The 15,823-nt window shown below is 45.4% G+C and carries 17 protein-coding genes and 1 other RNA gene; 13 read left to right on the forward strand and 5 right to left on the reverse strand.

The genetic code is table 11. The features are described 5' to 3' along the window. Positions 1–189 precede the first annotated feature (189 nt). Entirely contained in the window at positions 190–633 is a 444-nt protein-coding gene (gene zapG / locus LIX84_RS14000) for a Z-ring associated protein ZapG (RefSeq protein ID WP_005395919.1), read from the reverse strand. 195 nt (positions 634–828) lie between these two features. Between zapG and zapE the strand changes: the two genes are divergently transcribed. From zapE to sspB, 8 genes are all read left to right on the forward strand, one after another. Then, the gene (zapE, locus tag LIX84_RS14005; RefSeq protein ID WP_226421551.1) at positions 829–1,932 is read left to right on the forward strand and encodes a cell division protein ZapE; all 1,104 of its coding nucleotides are present in this window, start codon (positions 829–831) and stop codon (positions 1,930–1,932) included. Between the two features lie 250 nt (positions 1,933–2,182). After that, the gene (rplM, locus tag LIX84_RS14010) at positions 2,183–2,611 is read left to right on the forward strand and encodes a 50S ribosomal protein L13 (protein WP_012842158.1); all 429 of its coding nucleotides are present in this window, start codon (positions 2,183–2,185) and stop codon (positions 2,609–2,611) included. A 15-nt stretch (positions 2,612–2,626) separates the two neighbouring features. Next, positions 2,627–3,019 carry a 30S ribosomal protein S9 gene (rpsI, locus tag LIX84_RS14015; protein WP_005372876.1) on the forward strand — a complete coding sequence of 131 codons (393 nt, stop codon included), beginning with the start codon at positions 2,627–2,629 and terminating at the stop codon, positions 3,017–3,019. 609 nt (positions 3,020–3,628) lie between these two features. Next, positions 3,629–4,219: a ubiquinol-cytochrome c reductase iron-sulfur subunit gene (petA, locus tag LIX84_RS14020; RefSeq protein WP_005396462.1), complete on the forward strand. Its 591-nt coding sequence runs from the start codon at positions 3,629–3,631 to the stop codon at positions 4,217–4,219. Further along, positions 4,219–5,484 (forward strand): cytochrome b, encoded by a 1,266-nt coding sequence (locus LIX84_RS14025; RefSeq protein ID WP_005372880.1) that lies wholly within the window; start codon positions 4,219–4,221, stop codon positions 5,482–5,484. The genes petA and LIX84_RS14025 overlap by 1 nt, the downstream gene beginning before the upstream one ends. Further along, positions 5,481–6,218 (forward strand): cytochrome c1, encoded by a 738-nt coding sequence (locus tag LIX84_RS14030; protein WP_226421552.1) that lies wholly within the window; start codon positions 5,481–5,483, stop codon positions 6,216–6,218. The genes LIX84_RS14025 and LIX84_RS14030 overlap by 4 nt, the downstream gene beginning before the upstream one ends. Before the next feature lie 96 nt (positions 6,219–6,314). Continuing rightward, complete coding sequence (gene sspA, locus LIX84_RS14035; protein ID WP_005372897.1) at positions 6,315–6,950, forward strand: stringent starvation protein SspA; 636 nt, start codon at positions 6,315–6,317, stop codon at positions 6,948–6,950. Between the two features lie 17 nt (positions 6,951–6,967). Next, a complete protein-coding gene (sspB, locus tag LIX84_RS14040) occupies positions 6,968–7,456 on the forward strand; it encodes a ClpXP protease specificity-enhancing factor (protein WP_226421553.1) in 489 nt (162 codons plus the stop codon). A gap of 56 nt (positions 7,457–7,512) precedes the next feature. On the opposite strand, the gene LIX84_RS14045 is transcribed toward sspB, so the two are convergent. From LIX84_RS14045 to LIX84_RS14060, 4 genes are read right to left on the reverse strand one after another with little or no spacing between them, the layout of a single operon-like run. Then, positions 7,513–8,166: a BON domain-containing protein gene (locus LIX84_RS14045; RefSeq protein WP_226421554.1), complete on the reverse strand. Its 654-nt coding sequence runs from the start codon at positions 8,164–8,166 to the stop codon at positions 7,513–7,515. Positions 8,167–8,187: 21 nt separating this feature from the next. Next, a complete protein-coding gene (locus LIX84_RS14050; protein WP_005372901.1) occupies positions 8,188–8,778 on the reverse strand; it encodes a phosphoheptose isomerase in 591 nt (196 codons plus the stop codon). A 3-nt stretch (positions 8,779–8,781) separates the two neighbouring features. Then, entirely contained in the window at positions 8,782–9,150 is a 369-nt protein-coding gene (locus LIX84_RS14055; RefSeq protein ID WP_012842156.1) for a YraN family protein, read from the reverse strand. Next, complete coding sequence (locus LIX84_RS14060) at positions 9,137–10,948, reverse strand: penicillin-binding protein activator (protein ID WP_048626628.1); 1,812 nt, start codon at positions 10,946–10,948, stop codon at positions 9,137–9,139. Before LIX84_RS14060 ends, LIX84_RS14055 begins: the two co-directional genes overlap by 14 nt. A 68-nt stretch (positions 10,949–11,016) precedes the next feature. Between LIX84_RS14060 and rsmI the strand changes: the two genes are divergently transcribed. The 5 genes from rsmI to LIX84_RS14085 all read left to right on the forward strand — a co-directional run bounded on the left by rsmI (position 11,017) and on the right by LIX84_RS14085 (position 15,768). Beyond that, the gene (gene rsmI, locus LIX84_RS14065; protein WP_226421555.1) at positions 11,017–11,880 is read left to right on the forward strand and encodes a 16S rRNA (cytidine(1402)-2'-O)-methyltransferase; all 864 of its coding nucleotides are present in this window, start codon (positions 11,017–11,019) and stop codon (positions 11,878–11,880) included. 167 nt (positions 11,881–12,047) lie between these two features. Next, positions 12,048–12,475: RNase P RNA component class A (gene rnpB, locus LIX84_RS14070), an RNA gene on the forward strand. A gap of 229 nt (positions 12,476–12,704) precedes the next feature. Beyond that, positions 12,705–13,655: a 16S rRNA (cytosine(1402)-N(4))-methyltransferase RsmH gene (gene rsmH, locus LIX84_RS14075; protein WP_005396452.1), complete on the forward strand. Its 951-nt coding sequence runs from the start codon at positions 12,705–12,707 to the stop codon at positions 13,653–13,655. A gap of 5 nt (positions 13,656–13,660) precedes the next feature. Next, positions 13,661–13,978 carry a cell division protein FtsL gene (gene ftsL, locus LIX84_RS14080; RefSeq protein WP_226421556.1) on the forward strand — a complete coding sequence of 106 codons (318 nt, stop codon included), beginning with the start codon at positions 13,661–13,663 and terminating at the stop codon, positions 13,976–13,978. Further along, positions 13,975–15,768, forward strand: a complete 1,794-nt coding sequence (locus tag LIX84_RS14085) for a penicillin-binding transpeptidase domain-containing protein (RefSeq protein WP_226421557.1) — start codon at positions 13,975–13,977, stop codon at positions 15,766–15,768. The genes ftsL and LIX84_RS14085 overlap by 4 nt, the downstream gene beginning before the upstream one ends. The last annotated feature ends 55 nt before the right edge of the window (positions 15,769–15,823 follow it).

Here is a 15,823-nt window from a genome sequence, read left to right on the forward strand (position 1 = left end):
TGAAACATGTCTGCCAAAAAGAAATATCCGAACGGTTAGTTCACTTTGTTAATAACTAATATAGGGCCTAGTTCGGATAATCAAAGGGGGAGGCAGTTCACATCCAAGTTAGAGCAAAGGTAAGAAGAAAAAGTTCAAAAAAGGGCCGATACAAATGTATCGGCCCTAGTAGGTAGAGGTAAGAGAAGGTTATGATGCTTTTGCGGTTACCGCTTCGGGAGCATTAATGATTTCTTTCTCTTGATCCTTTAAAAGACCCGTTGCGCCATTGGCGTAGTCTTTTGGCTGTTCGTTAAACTCTGGTTGATCTTCTGCAATAGCTTCAGAAGACATTGCCGTTTTCTTATCAAACGGGTTGTCTTGCTCTGGCAAGTTTGGCAAAAGCTCAGAAGAGGTCTTAGCCATATGTTGGTACAGCTTGGTGTAATCTTTACCTAGTGTATCCAACATTTCTGCGGTTTGTGCAAAATGATCGACGAGCTCTTGACGTTGTTGCTCTAGTTCAAACTTGGCCGCTTCAAGTTCTTTCTGCACAGACTTTTGTTTCTTGTATTCAGGGGTGGTTAGTCTACTAATGACTACGCCTACGATTGTACCGACCAGCAAACCCACAATGGCATAAATCCAAGGCATAACTGCTCCTTATAGTTGTTTTAACAAGTCTTTTACTACTTAGTTACACGCGGTGCTAGTCCATGTTACTATGGCTTGAACAGCCGATAAAGAAAAATAGCAGTATGTCTTCGGGGACTGATAACTACTTCTCTCTATTCTCAAAGTTGACCCCGAGGTAACCCTTTTCCCAGTACCTCTATACGACTTAATACGATGACACCACTACAACAATATCAAAAAGACATAGCAGAACACGGGTTTCAGCGTGATGAAGCTCAGTATCAAGCGGTCGTTGCATTAGATAAGCTTTACCATGCTATCGTTGAATTTCAGTCAGCTCCTGTGCCCCAGCTTTCCAAATGGCAAAAGCTCATGGGGAAAAAAATCGACATGCCTGAGCCCCCAAAAGGTCTTTACTTTTGGGGAGGAGTCGGACGCGGTAAAACGTACCTCATGGATGCGTTTTTTGATGCTTTACCAACCCAAAGAAAAATGCGCGTACACTTTCACCGCTTCATGTATCGAGTACATGATGAGTTGAAGCTGTTAGGTGATGTCGAAAATCCGCTAGCAAAAGTAGCGGATAAATTCAAAGAAGAAGCGGATGTGGTTTGCTTTGATGAATTTTTTGTCTCTGACATTACGGATGCGATGATCCTTGCAACGTTACTCCAAGAGATGTTCAAGCGGCAGATGATCCTAGTCGCGACTTCAAACATCGAACCGCAGAACTTATATCGTAATGGCTTACAAAGAGCGCGCTTTTTGCCTGCAATTGATATGATTTTGGCACGCTGTGGCGTGTTGAATGTTGATAGTGGCGTTGATTATCGCTTAAGAACGCTTGAACAGGCCGAAATATACCATTATCCACTTGATGAACAGGCCAACATTAACCTCAACAAGTATTATCAGCAGCTGACGGGCGAACGTCAGATCGTCGCTCATCAAATCGAAGTTAATCACCGTCAGCTTGAGGTAATTGAAGCGAGTGATGGGGTTCTGCATGCTTCCTTTGCTCAGTTATGCCAAACCGCTCGCAGTCAAAATGACTACATTGAGCTGTCTCGTATTTATCACACGGTATTACTGGCGGACGTTCAACAGATGAACCGAAAAATAGATGACGCTGCGAGGCGTTTTATCGCACTGGTCGATGAGTTTTACGAGCGCAATGTGAAGTTGATTATTTCTGCTGAAGTGCCAATGGAAGACTTATATACTGAGGGGCAGCTCGAGTTTGAATTTAAGCGCTGTTTGTCTCGGCTCACTGAGATGCAAAGTCATGAGTACCTCGCGCGTGAGCATTTGGCCTAAATCTAGTGTGTTCTTAAAAAGTGAAGAAAAAATTAGTGATTTGGCGCAAAAAAAGGTGATTTTTTCTTCGCTCTTCTCTATAATCCTGCGACCCACCGTTACTGCAGACCGGATTATCGAAGTTATTTCGAAATTGAAGGTCGAGAGTACCAACGACTCGAAGGGGTGATGACTGGGCTCTTAGACAGTGTGGGAGCACCAGAACGGTGTTCCTTAAAGTTTAAATTTTAATTAACGGGTTATTATTAGCATGAAAACTTTCGTTGCTAAACCAGAAACTGTAAAACGCGACTGGTACGTTGTAGACGCTGAAGGTAAAACTCTTGGTCGTCTAGCAAGTGAAATTGCATCTCGCCTACGTGGCAAACATAAAGCTGAATACACTCCTCACGTTGACGCTGGTGACTACATCATCGTTATCAACGCTGAGAAAGTTGCTGTAACTGGTAACAAAGCTAAGAACAAAGTGTACTACCGTCACTCTGAGTTCCCAGGTGGTCTAAAATCTATCACTTTTGAAAAGTTGATCGATCGTAAACCTGAGATGGTTCTTGAGCTTGCAGTTAAAGGCATGCTTCCACGTGGTCCTCTAGGCCGTGCTATGTACCGTAAGCTTAAAGTTTACGCAGGCGCTGAGCACAACCATGTTGCTCAACAACCACAAGTACTAGACATCTAATTGGGGATTTCGAAAATGGCAGAGAATCAATACTACGGCACTGGCCGTCGCAAAAGCTCAGCTGCACGTGTTTTTATTAAACCAGGCAGCGGCAACATTGTAGTAAACAAGCGTAACCTTGACGAATACTTCGGTCGTCCAACAGCTCGCATGGTTGTACAACAACCTCTAGAACTTGTTGAACTAACTGAAAAGCTAGACCTTTACGTAACAGTTAAAGGCGGCGGTATTTCTGGTCAAGCTGGTGCTATCCGTCACGGTATCACTCGCGCGCTTATGGAATACGATGAGTCTCTACGTCCTGCTCTACGCGCAGCTGGCTACGTTACTCGTGACGCTCGTTGCGTTGAACGTAAGAAAGTTGGTCTACGTAAAGCACGTCGTCGTCCACAGTTCTCTAAGCGTTAATTTCCTCTTATTGGAAATTCTGCTTTTCAGAGTTACTCTGGAAACTGTGTACCAAAAGCTCGGCTCTATGCCGGGCTTTTTTGTTTTTATACCAGCCTATCAATATCCATTTGTATTCACTTATAACTAGGTTCAGAGTAAGGCTTCTTCCTTACCATACGTTATAAGCTTATTTATCTGCTGTGGGTGCCTTTACGTCTTAATATCCCTGCAACATGTTTTAAAATGCCTACTCGTCTTTTTTGCGTATGCGGCGTGCTACAAAAGTGAAAATACAAACAACGTAAGTTGAATGCGCACTAAGAAATATTTTGCTGTGTAATTAACTGAAAACTACCAAGATAAAAGGTTTGAATAGCTTTCAGCAGAACTTCCATGTTGTGCTTTCTTGTTACAAATCACATCAATTTTTTATAATTCTGCCGCTTTTGTGACGACGCGAGCGATTTGCCTCACAAATGTTACAAAAAGGTAGCTTTATCTTGTCAAAAAGTAGGGTTTTCTTTATCATTTCCCTCCAATAAATAGAACTAAATTCATTATTTGTTAGCCATGCTCTTATAAGCGGAATAATAACGATCCAAAGGGAGCAAATGGGAGAATGTTTGGATGAGCAACGCGCCTTTAAATAACGGTCGCAGGCGTTTTCTAACCGCTACAACGGCAGTTGTTGGTGGGTTAGGGGCAGTCGCCGTCGCCGTGCCTTTTATCAAATCATGGAATCCGAGTGCCAAAGCCAAAGCGGCAGGTGCACCGGTGGAAGTGGATATAAGTAAAATTGAACCAGGTCAGCTGGTTCGTGTCGAGTGGCAGGGGAAACCTGTATGGATTGTTCGCCGCACTCAAAGCGTTCTAGATAACTTAAAAACGATCGGCGATAAGCTTCGTGATCCGCAATCTGAAATGGAACAGCAGCCTGAGTACGCTCAGAATGAGTTTCGTTCGATTAAGGAAGAGTTTTTTGTCGCTGTTGGTTTCTGTACTCACCTAGGTTGTTCACCAACCTATCTACCAGACTCTTTCTCAGAGCAGGTCCAGGGCGTAAGATCTGGCTTCTTCTGTCCTTGTCATGGTTCTAAGTTCGATATGGCTGGTCGAGTGTTCCAAGGGGTACCTGCTCCATTGAACCTTGTCGTTCCTAAGCACATGTATTTGAGCGACACCAAGCTCATTGTGGGTGTTGATGAGGGGGATGCATAATGCAAGCAATGTTAGACTGGGTTGAAAAGCGTATTCCTGCAATGAATGCTTATAAAAAGCATTTGTCTGAATACCCAATGCCTAAGAACTTCAACTTTTGGTACCTTTTCGGTTCTCTGGCGATGCTGGTTCTGGTTAACCAAATCCTAACGGGTATTTGGCTAACGATGAACTACGTTCCTTCTGGTGACGGTGCGTTTGCTTCTATCGAGTACATCATGCGTGATGTAGAGTACGGTTGGCTTCTACGTTACATGCACTCAACTGGCGCATCTGCGTTTTTCGTTGTTGTGTACTTGCACATGTTCCGTGGCTTGATCTACGGCTCATACCAAAAACCTCGTGAACTACTGTGGATCTTCGGTATGTTGATCTTCCTCGTTCTAATGGCTGAAGCATTCATGGGTTACCTACTGCCATGGGGTCAGATGTCATACTGGGGTGCGCAGGTAATCATTTCTTTGTTTGGTGCGATTCCTGTTATCGGTGATGACCTAACGCTTTGGATCCGTGGTGACTACATCATCTCTGGTGCAACGTTAAACCGTTTCTTCGCACTACACGTTATTGCACTGCCTATCGTTCTGCTTCTTCTTGTGGTTCTGCACGTATTGGCGCTGCACGAAGTCGGCTCAAACAACCCTGATGGTATCGAAACTAAGCTACCAAAAGGTTCAATGGGCGATGATTACAAGACACAGTTCAAGTTCCACGATTACTACACGAAGAAATACGACATTATCGACTCTATTCCTTTCCACCCATACGGTACGGTTAAGGACTTAGTTGGTGTGGCTGGTTTCTTGTTCTTCTTCTGTTACGTGCTGTTCTTTAACCCAGAAATGGGAGGATACTTCCTTGAACCGCCTAACTTTGAAGCGGCCAACCCACTGAAGACACCAGAGCACATTGCTCCGGTATGGTACTTCACGCCGTTTTACGCAATCTTACGTGCGGTTCCAGACAAACTATTAGGTGTTATCCTAATGGGTGCGTCAATAGCAGTGCTGTTTGTTCTACCTTGGTTGGATCGTTGTAAAGTTCGTTCATACCGTTACCGTAGCAAACTTCATCTGTTGAATATTGTACAGTTCACTATCGCCTTTATCGCTCTGGGTATTTTAGGGGCGTTACCTGCAACACCAACGTACACACTACTATCTCAGATCTTTAGCTTGTGTTACTTCATGTTCTTTGTGTTGCTGTTCTTCTACAGCAAAAATGAAGCAACCAAACCATTACCAGAGAGGGTGACATTCAAATGAAGAAGTGGATTGTAATTCTATTTGCTATGTTGCCATCACTAGCGATGGCAGCGGGGGCTAACGTTCCGCTTGATAAAGCGAATGTTGACCTAACGGATAAAGCTTCGCTACAAAACGGTGCGAAGTTGTTCATGAACTACTGTTTTGCTTGTCACTCAACGCAGTATCAGCGTTATGAGCGTGTAGCAACAGACTTGGAAATTCCAACAGACTTAATGGAAGAAAACCTGATTTTCAATCCTGAAGCGAAAATCGGTGATCTAATGGTCAACGCAATGCCACCGAAGCAAGCGGCAAATTGGTTTGGTGCTCCACCACCAGATCTTACGTTGGTTGCACGAGTTCGTGGTGCTGATTGGTTATACACTTACTTACGCTCTTTCTATGTTGATCCATCTCGTCCATTCGGCGTGAACAACATTGTCTTCCCGAGTGTTGGTATGCCACATGTGCTCGAAGAGCTACAGGGTATCCCGACGCCGATTTACGATACGAAAATCGTAGATGGCGAAGAAGTACAAGTTGTTGTTGGTACTGAAACAGATGGTACAGGTGAGCTGAGCGAAGGCGAATACGACAAAGCGGTTGGTGACCTAGTGAACTTCTTGGTTTATTCAGGTGACCCAGTGAAGCTTGAGCGTCATGCTTTAGGTTGGTGGGTAATGGGCTTCTTAGTGCTTCTAACCATCGTTGTCGTGATGCTCAAGAAAGAGTATTGGCGCGATGTGCATTAATTGTGCTAAAATACCGTGCTAATTCCCAATTTTAATTGATGTACAATGGAGGCTTAGCCTCCATTGTTTTTATTTGTAAGTGTACTGGAGGGCTCCATGGCTGTAGCTGCCAATAAACGTTCTGTGATGACTCTTTTCTCAAGTGCATCAGATTTGTATAGCCATCAGGTTCGCATTGTACTAGCTGAAAAAGGCGTAAGTGTTGAAGTTGAGCTTGTTGACGAAGCAAACCTTCCTGCTGAGCTTGTTGAGCTAAACCCATATAAATCAGTGCCAACTCTTGTTGACCGTGAGCTAGCTCTTTACGATTCAAAAATCATCATGGAGTACTTGGACGAGCGTTTCCCTCATCCACCTCTAATGCCGGTTTATCCTGTTGCTCGTGGCAACAGCCGCTTGATGATGTACCGTATCGAACGCAACTGGTATTCACTCGCTGAAAAAGTGATGAAAGGTAATGCGGAAGAATCAGAAAAAGCACGCACAAAGCTGCGTAATGATCTTCTGACGTTAGCGCCAATTTTTGCTGAATATGAGTACTTCATGAGCGAAGAATTCAGCTTGATCGACTGTTACCTAGCTCCATTATTGTGGCGTCTGCCTCAACTTGGTATCGATCTGGTTGGCCCTGGTTCAAAAGAAATCAAGGTGTACATGAACCGCGTATTTGAACGTGATTCGTTCCTTGCTTCTTTAACTGAAGCTGAACGTGAAATGCGCCTAGTTCGCTAAGCGATTTTAAACACGTTATGGATATTGCAAAAATGACTGCTCGCCGCCCGTATATGCTTCGCGCATTTTACGATTGGCTAGTAGACAATGACTTGACTCCTCACTTAGTGGTGGATGCAACGATGCCGGGCGTACGTGTACCGGTTGAGTTTATTCAAGATGGTCAAATTATTTTGAATATTGCACCACGTGCGGTGGGTAATCTTGAGTTAGGTAATGATGCGATTACCTTCCATGCTCGCTTTAGCGGTCGTCCGCACTCAGTAATTGTGCCGGTGTATGCTGTCCAAGCTATTTATGCGCGTGAGAATGGTGCTGGTACTATGTTTGAACCAGAAGAAGCGTACACTCACATCGAAGAAGAAGAAGCGATGACCGAGGAAGAATCATCCCCATCGTTTACAACGGTTAGCGATGAGCCTTCTGAGTTAGCCTCTGATTCAGATGCCGAAGAGGACGATGCTCCTCGACCAAAAGGCAAACCAAGCTTAAGAGTGATTAAATAATATAAAAGCAGCGTAACGCTGCTTTTTTTCTTTTTAGTGTCTTGACGTGTTTTCAATTACTCAATCGTAAATGCTTCGACGTTGGCTTCAGTCTCACTTTCTATTGTTTGTACACCGTCACTCGGTAAGTCCACTTCAACAGGTTCCATTTCGCCATATTGGAACCCTTTAATGACTTGTTTTACGCCAGAGATATTACGCGCGATTTCTGTCGCTCGCTCGCCTTGCTCTGGTGTGACATAACCAAACAGAAAAACGTCGCCGTCTTCGGTGATCACTTTAACCTTAACGCCATTGAGTTCAGAGTCGGTCAGCAAGGCTGATTTTACTTTGGTTGTGATCCAACTGTCGTTGCTAATTTGAGTGACAGTGAGTGGCTCTTTTTGTTTGATTTGATTGTGTATGACTTTCACACCACTAACTTCTCGAGCTCTTCGCTCTAAAGCATGGATAAGGTCTTGCGTTGGAGCCTGACCCATAAGAACAACCGTGCCGTTATAGGAGCTGGCAACCACACGAACCTCACCTTTAAACGGCGCCTTATTACCGATCGCCGCAACTTCGAATTCGATGTTGTTGTCCTGCCAAATTTGTTTTGTACTGCGTGTGTCCGTGACAATATTTGCTGTGGTTGCAGCGCCAGCGATAAACAAGCCAGCGCAACCACTTAAACTCAATGCTGTTAATAAGATAACGAGGCTACGTATCATAATTCTGACCCTCAGTCTTGGTTACTCTTCATGAGCAGGGAAAAGCACCTGGTCAATAAGATCACAAAGACAATGGAGTGTCACCATATGTACTTCGTGAATACGTGCAGTGCGGTGTGATGGAATGCGAATTTCGACGTCGTTCTCACCAAGCAGTCCTGCCATCTCACCGCCATCTTTTCCTGTTAGCGCGATAATCGTCATGTCTCGAGTTACGGCCGCTTCCATCGCTTTGATAATATTTTTGCTGTTACCGCTAGTCGACATGGCAAGCAGAATGTCGCCTGGCTGGCCAAACGCTCGTACCTGTTTTGAGAAAATTTCCTGGTAGTGGTAGTCGTTTGCAACAGCGGTCAGGGTTGTATTATCGGCTGTTAAGGCCATTGCAGGTAGGCTAGGGCGCTCAGTTTCAAAACGGTTTAAAAGACAAGAAACAAATTGTTGAGCGTTTGAAGCACTGCCGCCATTACCACAACATAAAATTTTGTTGCCATTGAGCAAGCTTGAGACCATCGCTTGGGCCGCGTGAGTAATGGCATCGGGCAGCGCCTCTGCTGCTGCGATTTGAATTTGAATACTTTCTGTAAAGCTGTCTTTAATGCTGTCTAGCATCGCTTATCCTTCAGAGATTGCGTTTTCTATCCAGTTGATATCTCGCCCATTGTCATGAATAGCGATGACATCAAACCGATAATCGATATTGTGTTTTAAGCGCTTTTGTTGGCTAAGCCAAACTTGTGCAGTTTTGATTAGCTTGCGCATTTTTGCGTGCGTTACCATTTCTGCTGCTGAGCCAAAGTGATCATTCTTACGATATTTGACTTCAACAAACACGATAGTTTCACCTTGTTGGAAGATTAAATCAATCTCACCGACCTTGGTCAGGAAATTTTGTTCAATAAAGCGCAAGCCCTGGCGTTGCAAATAGTGCTTCGCCAGAGCTTCATATTGATTTCCGATTTGGCGCTTACTAAAGAGCCCCACGCTCAGCCCAGCTCAATTCACGCTGTACAACACAGTTGTTGTCGATACTTAAAATACCGGTTTGGCCACCGACTGAGTAACCAGGAACGACCTTCATTTGTGGAAGTTCACCGATCAATTTATATGCATCCATACCGAGTGCTTTCAAACGTTTTTCCATATTAGATTGCTCTGACCAAAGTTCGTTCATTTCAGCGGTTACGCTAGGATCTGGGTCAATCAGCAATGGAATGTCGCTGTAGATGATGCCTGTTAGATCTTCGTATGTCGCGCCGCCACTGTTGCTACGCGAACTAGAGAAGATTTGTGGTGCTTTCGCATCAGGGTTAATCGCTACTTCGATAAACGGCTTGATCAAAGTCAGCTCAGTGCTTCTAGCTACGATATAAACCGCATCAACATCACGACGACTACGTGGCTGTGTTTCAAGCTTAATTCGCATTAATGATTGCATCTGGGCGATACGCTGCTTGCTCTCTTGCAGGCCAAATACTTCATTGATGTCTTTTTGAAGTTGGCGCTTGTCACCAAAGTAACTTGCTGCGACTTTGTTAGAGCTGTACTTTCGCCATTCTTTGTTGAAAGCCTCAGTTACACGCTCTCCAAAGCTGCCTTTTGGTGCAAGAATAAGAGGGAAGTTATAGCCTTCGCTGAACAAGTGTTTTGCAGCTTGTGCGGCTTCTTGTTCCGGTGATAATGCCAAGTAGCAAATATTGCTATCTGGTTGCACATCCTCGGGGATATTTAGCGCAAGGGCTGGAATGGTAGGGCCATTTGCTGAGCCATCCATGGTTGTGTGCAACAACTCCACGTTCTCTTTTTCTAGAGGGCCAACAACAAAATCGATGTTTTCATTGATCAAGCGTTGTTTAATTTGGTCAGCGTTATACGCATTGGTGTCAATCACCGTAAGTGTTGCACTAGGATCTCGATTACGATCATTCATCATCGCAAACACAAAACCATCACGAATTAATTGCGCTTGTGGCGAGAACTTACCCGTCAGCGGCAGCAATAAAGCAGTATTGTTTGGCTTCACGATATCAAGAGAGAGAATGTTTTGAATCTCTTCTGGTGTGTAGATAGCAGCAGGGTGCGAAGGGTTTTCGCTTAACCAGCGCTCTAGCGTATTTTTAAGTTGGGACAGGTTGCCCGATAGCGTTTTTGCATAAACAGCCAGCTGAAGCCAGCCGTCTAGAACATCCTCATTCGGCTCTGTTTCTAATGAGGTGAGTTCATATTCTGAGTAGCTGCCAAAGTTCATCCAAATACGGCTAGAGATTTCCCTCTGCTCTGCTGACGAGGCGTATTGACCAAATGCAACCAGCTGGCGGTTTGCTTCAAACGCTTGGTTGAGGCCTTGATAAGCGTCGGCACGCATCAAGTAATAGTCTTTCCATTGCTCGTTTGGCAATTTCCACCAAGGTTTAAAGTTTAACAATTGCAGCAACTGCGAGTAATTACCTTGCTTTTGCTGTATGGTCGCACGCGCCAGTTGCCACTCCGCTTGCTGAACTTCGGTCAACTGTTGTCGAGCCAGACGTTTGATCAACAGTTCTGCTTGATCAAACTGGTTCGCTTGAATAGCGGCTTTGGTTGCCATGATCAACCAGTCATTTTGTAAACTGCCTTCCGTGCTATCAGCTTGGATCATATAGTTCTGAACAGACTGAGTAGGCTCAAGTGTTACATCAACGCCATCAGGCTGTCTTGGACCTGAAGAACAGGCGGCGAGCGTAATTGCTAGTGCAACAGGAGTAAGTATGCGTGGTACACTGAGTCTCTTATGGTTAATCATTGCCGTGAGTTCTCTATAATTTTGTACAAAATTGTCTCTATATTAATCGTTGAAGTGATGGTAAACAAATGACAGATAAAAATAAGTTGCCGAATGAGGGGCCAACTCTCTATATCGTACCGACTCCAATCGGAAATTTAGCGGATATCACCCAACGTGCTATCGAAATTCTGTCGACGGTGGACATCATTGCTGCTGAGGATACTCGACATACGGGTAAATTACTGTCTCACTTCAATATTCAAACCAAAACTTTTGCTCTGCATGATCACAATGAACAGCAAAAAGCACAGGTTTTGGTAGAAAAGCTGCTTTCCGGTCAGTCTATCGCGTTAGTTTCTGACGCTGGTACGCCACTTATCAGCGACCCAGGATACCATTTGGTGACAAAATGTCGTCAAGCGGGCGTTAGAGTTGTGCCGCTTCCTGGTGCTTGCGCGGTCATTACGGCGTTAAGTGCATCAGGCTTGCCATCCGATCGCTTTAGCTTCGAAGGCTTTTTACCACCGAAAAGCAAAGGCCGTAAGGATAAATTCCTAGAGATTGCTTCGGTAGAGCGTACGTGTATTTTTTACGAGTCACCGCACCGTATTTTGGACTCTCTACAAGACATGTTAGACGTTCTTGGCCCAGATAGAGAAGTCGTGTTGGCGAGAGAACTAACGAAAACCTTTGAAACCATTCAAGGTATGCCATTAGGTGAGTTAATTGAGTGGGTGAAAAGTGACGATAACCAACAGCGTGGCGAAATGGTATTGTTGGTACATGGTCATCGCGAAACCGCGGACGATTCATTGCCAGATGAAGCCTTGCGTACATTAGGGATTTTAACCAAAGAGCTGCCTTTGAAAAAAGCAGCGGCTTTGGTGGCAGAAATTCATAACTTGAAGAAGAATGCGTTGTATAAGTGGGGCTTAGAAAACTTAGACTAAGCACTGCTAACGAGAAACATTGTAAAGTGGGTCGATGTGAAAATATCGGCCTTTTTTAGGCTCAATGTTTAATGGTTAGGTTAAAAAAACACCACTCAATGCATTCATTTCATCATATCTGTGATCTCACTAGACTCTGAGTAGATAACTCTATACAATCCGCCCTCGGAGTTGACTGGGTAGTCGCTGCTTTACTGATGTCCTTCGGGAGACTGACGTTGAAGTCCTTTGGGAGACTGACGTTGACGTCCTTCGGGAGACTGGTAAAGGGGAGGAAAGTCCGGGCTCCATAGAGCAGGGTGCCAGGTAACGCCTGGGAGGCGCAAGCCTACGACAAGTGCAGCAGAGAGAAGACCGCCGATGGCCCTAGGGCACAGGTAAGGGTGAAAGGGTGCGGTAAGAGCGCACCGGACGACTAGCAATAGTTCGTTGCAGGGTAAACTCCACCCGGAGCAAGACCAAATAGGCCTCCACATTGCGTTGCTCGCGTAAGGAGGCGGGTAGGTTGCTTGAGCCAGTGAGCGATTGCTGGCCTAGACGAATGGCTACCGCCGCGCAAGCGGAACAGAACCCGGCTTATGTGTCGACTCCAACTATTCGAGACCCATCACTACTTTTTGTAGTGATGGGTTTTTTGCATTTTATTGACGCAAACCCTGTCATTACCAATAAACTTGGCGTTAAATCACGTCTGACTTTAGACTTGAGGTGGCGATGATGTGGGAAATCAGTACACTATGGTAGGTTGATCTTTTGCTATAAATATTCAGCATGAGAGAGCAACATATCTTAAAATCGCTTCAAGATCATTCAACGAGAAAGCTATGACCGAAACCTTCCAACATATTTCCGTGTTATTAAATGAATCCATTGATGGCTTAGCTATCAAACCAGACGGTATCTATATCGATGGAACATTTGGCCGTGGCGGTCACAGCCGGACTATTCTATCTAAACTCGGAGAAAACGGCCGACTGTACAGTATCGATCGTGACCCTCAAGCGATAGCTGAAGCAGGCAAAATCAATGATCCTCGCTTCACCATCATTCATGGTCCATTTTCTGGCATTGCTGAGTATGCTAAAGAGTATGACTTGGTTGGCAAAGTTGATGGCGTTCTACTGGATTTAGGTGTTTCTTCTCCGCAGTTAGACGACGCAGAGCGTGGCTTTAGCTTTATGAAAGACGGCCCGCTAGATATGCGTATGGACCCAACATCAGGTATTCCCGTATCTCAATGGCTAATGGAAGCTGACCTCGATGATATTACCTGGGTGATTCGTGAATTTGGTGAAGACAAACACGCGCGCCGTATTGCCAAAGCGATTGTTGCCTACCGTGAAGACGAAGAAAATGAACCTCTGGTACGTACTGGCCAGCTCGCGAAGCTGATCTCAGATGCTGCACCCAAAAGCTTTAAAGAGAAAAAACACCCTGCGACTCGTGCGTTCCAGGCATTTCGTATTTACATCAACAGTGAGTTAGAAGAAATTGATACGGCACTAAAAGGTGCGGCAAGCATTCTGGCTCCTGAAGGTCGTTTATCTGTCATCAGTTTCCACTCTCTGGAAGACCGTATGGTCAAACGTTTTATCCGTAAAGAGAGCAAAGGACCTGAAGTGCCACATGGCATTCCAATGACTGAAGAGCAAATTCGTGCTCTTGGTAGTGCGAATATGAAAGCGGTGAGCAAAGCGATTAAGCCAAGCAAACAAGAAATTGAAATGAACCCTCGTTCGCGCAGCTCTGTGCTAAGAATTGCAGAAAAGCTTTAATTATTATGACGAAACCCACTCCTAACCTTGCTAAGTTGATTGCAACGGATCTTATCACCGTTGGTCGCTGGCCATTACTGTTGTTGCTATTGATCATGGCATCGGCAATGGGAGTGGTATTTGCTACCCACCATGCGCGTCAAGCGATCACCGAAAAAGATCACACTTTGGTTGAACGAGAGCGTTTAGATAGCGAATGGCGCAACCTGATGTTGGAAGAAACGGCCCTCGCGGAACACAGTCGTGTTCAAGACCTTGCCAAAAAAGAACTTGAAATGAAACGACCTGATGGCGATAAAGAAGTGGTTGTCACGCTCAAATGATTAGAAAGAAAACCAACACGAAACCAAGCAACAAGCGTAAACCTGTCGCGAAAGAAAAAAACGCTTCGGGGGATACGAAAACCGAGAAAAAAGCAGTGAAAGTGGCGGTTGAAGAATCCTTTCTGATTCGTTGGCGCTTCCATCTATTACTGTTTTTTGTCTTTTGTGCATTTGCACTTTTGGTAGCGCGCGTAGCCTATATTCAAATCATTGAACCGGATAACCTGATTAAACAAGGTGACCTACGCTCGGTTCGTGTGAAATCCATTCCTTCTGCACGCGGTATTATTTCGGACCGAAATGGTGAGCCGCTCGCTGTCAGTGTGCCTGTTGAGGCCGTTTGGGCGGATCCCGCGACGATATTTAAAGAAAATGCCTTAAGCCAGATCAAGAGCTGGTATGCATTAGCGGATGTTCTTGGTGTTGACCGACAAGGGTTGATAGACAAGATCAAGCACAATGAAAAGCGCCGCTTTATTTACTTACAGCGCCAAGTGAGTCCGGCCATGGCGAACTATATTCGTGAGCTAAAGCTGCCTGGTGTGGGCCTTAAGTCAGAATCTCGTCGTTACTATCCTGCCGGTGAGGTTAGTGCTCACTTAGTTGGGGTGACGGGTATTGATGGGCATGGTCTAGAGGGTGTTGAGCGTAGCTACGATGAGTGGCTTACTGGCGCCGCAGGTAAGAAAACCATTCGTAAAGACCGTTATGGTCGCGTCGTAGAAAACATTGCGTGGCAAGACAAGCAAGAAGGTAAGTCACTCCAGTTGACAATCGACCAGCGCCTACAGGCGATTGCTTATCGTGCTATTAAACAAGCTGTTGCGGACCATCGCGCCACGTCAGGCTCCGTTGTTATGTTGGACGTGAAAACCGGCGCCGTATTGGCCATGGTGAATGCGCCTTCCTACAACCCTAACAATCGTAGCGACTGGCAAAGCTATAAAATGCGTAACCGAGTGATCACGGACTCGATGGAGCCAGGCTCCACCATTAAGCCTTTCGTTATTTTAGCCGCCTTAGAAAATGGGGTAGCCGATAAAGATACCATCGTAGATACCGGTAATGGTGTACTTCGTTTAGGTGGTAGCCGAGTAAGAGATGTATCCCGCGTGGGTAAAGCGAGCTTGACCACGATCCTCAAAAAATCGAGTAACATCGGTGTGACGAAGCTGGCAATGCAAATGCCAGTAGAGGCGCTGCTCGGTCTGTACAGCTCTGTGGGCTTTGGTGAGCTTTCTGGTCTGAACCTCGTTGGGGAAGTGACTGGTATCTTCCCGACACGAACACGATGGTCTCCTATTGAACGTGCCACGATTGCGTTTGGTTATGGTCTATCGATAACGCCAATCCAGTTAGCGCATGCCTATGCGACGCTTGGAAATCTCGGCAAATACGAGCCAATCCATATTATCGAAAGCAATGATCATGACATGTCGCGCCAAGTAGTGAGTGCAAAGTACGCACGCCAGGTCTTGGACATGCTGGAAACCGTAACCCAAAAAGGAGGCTCAGCTCGTCGAGCGGCAGTTCCTGGTTATCGAGTGGGAGCCAAAACAGGTACCTCACGTAAAGCGTCTGCAGGTGGATACAGCGATGAGTACATCACTTATACGGCAGGGCTTGCTCCGGTTAGCGATCCGCGAATTGCATTGGTTGTGATCGTAAACGAGCCTCAAGGTGATGATTACTATGGTGGTTCGGTCGCGTCTCCTGTCTTCTCTGAAATCATGAAAGGCGCGCTACAAATACTCAATGTTGCACCAGACGAAAACAAATTCCAGCAGTAAGCTGAGTGGCTTACTGAGCAAACAAAATTAAGAAAACCTGAGCCAAAGCTCGGAG

This window comes from Vibrio sp. E14 (assembly GCF_020515785.1).
In the GTDB taxonomy this organism is placed as follows: Bacteria; Pseudomonadota; Gammaproteobacteria; order Enterobacterales; family Vibrionaceae; genus Vibrio; species Vibrio diabolicus.

What these genes read in the sequence shown, in the direction of transcription:
- zapG (WP_005395919.1), bottom strand. Translation starts at nt 633, where the DNA reads ATGCCTTGGATTTATGCCATTGTGGGTTTGCTGGTCGGTACAATCGTA.
- zapE (WP_226421551.1), top strand. Translation starts at nt 829, where the DNA reads ATGACACCACTACAACAATATCAAAAAGACATAGCAGAACACGGGTTT.
- rplM (WP_012842158.1), top strand. Translation starts at nt 2,183, where the DNA reads ATGAAAACTTTCGTTGCTAAACCAGAAACTGTAAAACGCGACTGGTAC.
- rpsI (WP_005372876.1), top strand. Translation starts at nt 2,627, where the DNA reads ATGGCAGAGAATCAATACTACGGCACTGGCCGTCGCAAAAGCTCAGCT.
- petA (WP_005396462.1), top strand. Translation starts at nt 3,629, where the DNA reads ATGAGCAACGCGCCTTTAAATAACGGTCGCAGGCGTTTTCTAACCGCT.
- LIX84_RS14025 (WP_005372880.1), top strand. Translation starts at nt 4,219, where the DNA reads ATGCAAGCAATGTTAGACTGGGTTGAAAAGCGTATTCCTGCAATGAAT.
- LIX84_RS14030 (WP_226421552.1), top strand. Translation starts at nt 5,481, where the DNA reads ATGAAGAAGTGGATTGTAATTCTATTTGCTATGTTGCCATCACTAGCG.
- sspA (WP_005372897.1), top strand. Translation starts at nt 6,315, where the DNA reads ATGGCTGTAGCTGCCAATAAACGTTCTGTGATGACTCTTTTCTCAAGT.
- sspB (WP_226421553.1), top strand. Translation starts at nt 6,968, where the DNA reads ATGGATATTGCAAAAATGACTGCTCGCCGCCCGTATATGCTTCGCGCA.
- LIX84_RS14045 (WP_226421554.1), bottom strand. Translation starts at nt 8,166, where the DNA reads ATGATACGTAGCCTCGTTATCTTATTAACAGCATTGAGTTTAAGTGGT.
- LIX84_RS14050 (WP_005372901.1), bottom strand. Translation starts at nt 8,778, where the DNA reads ATGCTAGACAGCATTAAAGACAGCTTTACAGAAAGTATTCAAATTCAA.
- LIX84_RS14060 (WP_048626628.1), bottom strand. Translation starts at nt 10,948, where the DNA reads ATGATTAACCATAAGAGACTCAGTGTACCACGCATACTTACTCCTGTT.
- rsmI (WP_226421555.1), top strand. Translation starts at nt 11,017, where the DNA reads ATGACAGATAAAAATAAGTTGCCGAATGAGGGGCCAACTCTCTATATC.
- rsmH (WP_005396452.1), top strand. Translation starts at nt 12,705, where the DNA reads ATGACCGAAACCTTCCAACATATTTCCGTGTTATTAAATGAATCCATT.
- ftsL (WP_226421556.1), top strand. Translation starts at nt 13,661, where the DNA reads ATGACGAAACCCACTCCTAACCTTGCTAAGTTGATTGCAACGGATCTT.
- LIX84_RS14085 (WP_226421557.1), top strand. Translation starts at nt 13,975, where the DNA reads ATGATTAGAAAGAAAACCAACACGAAACCAAGCAACAAGCGTAAACCT.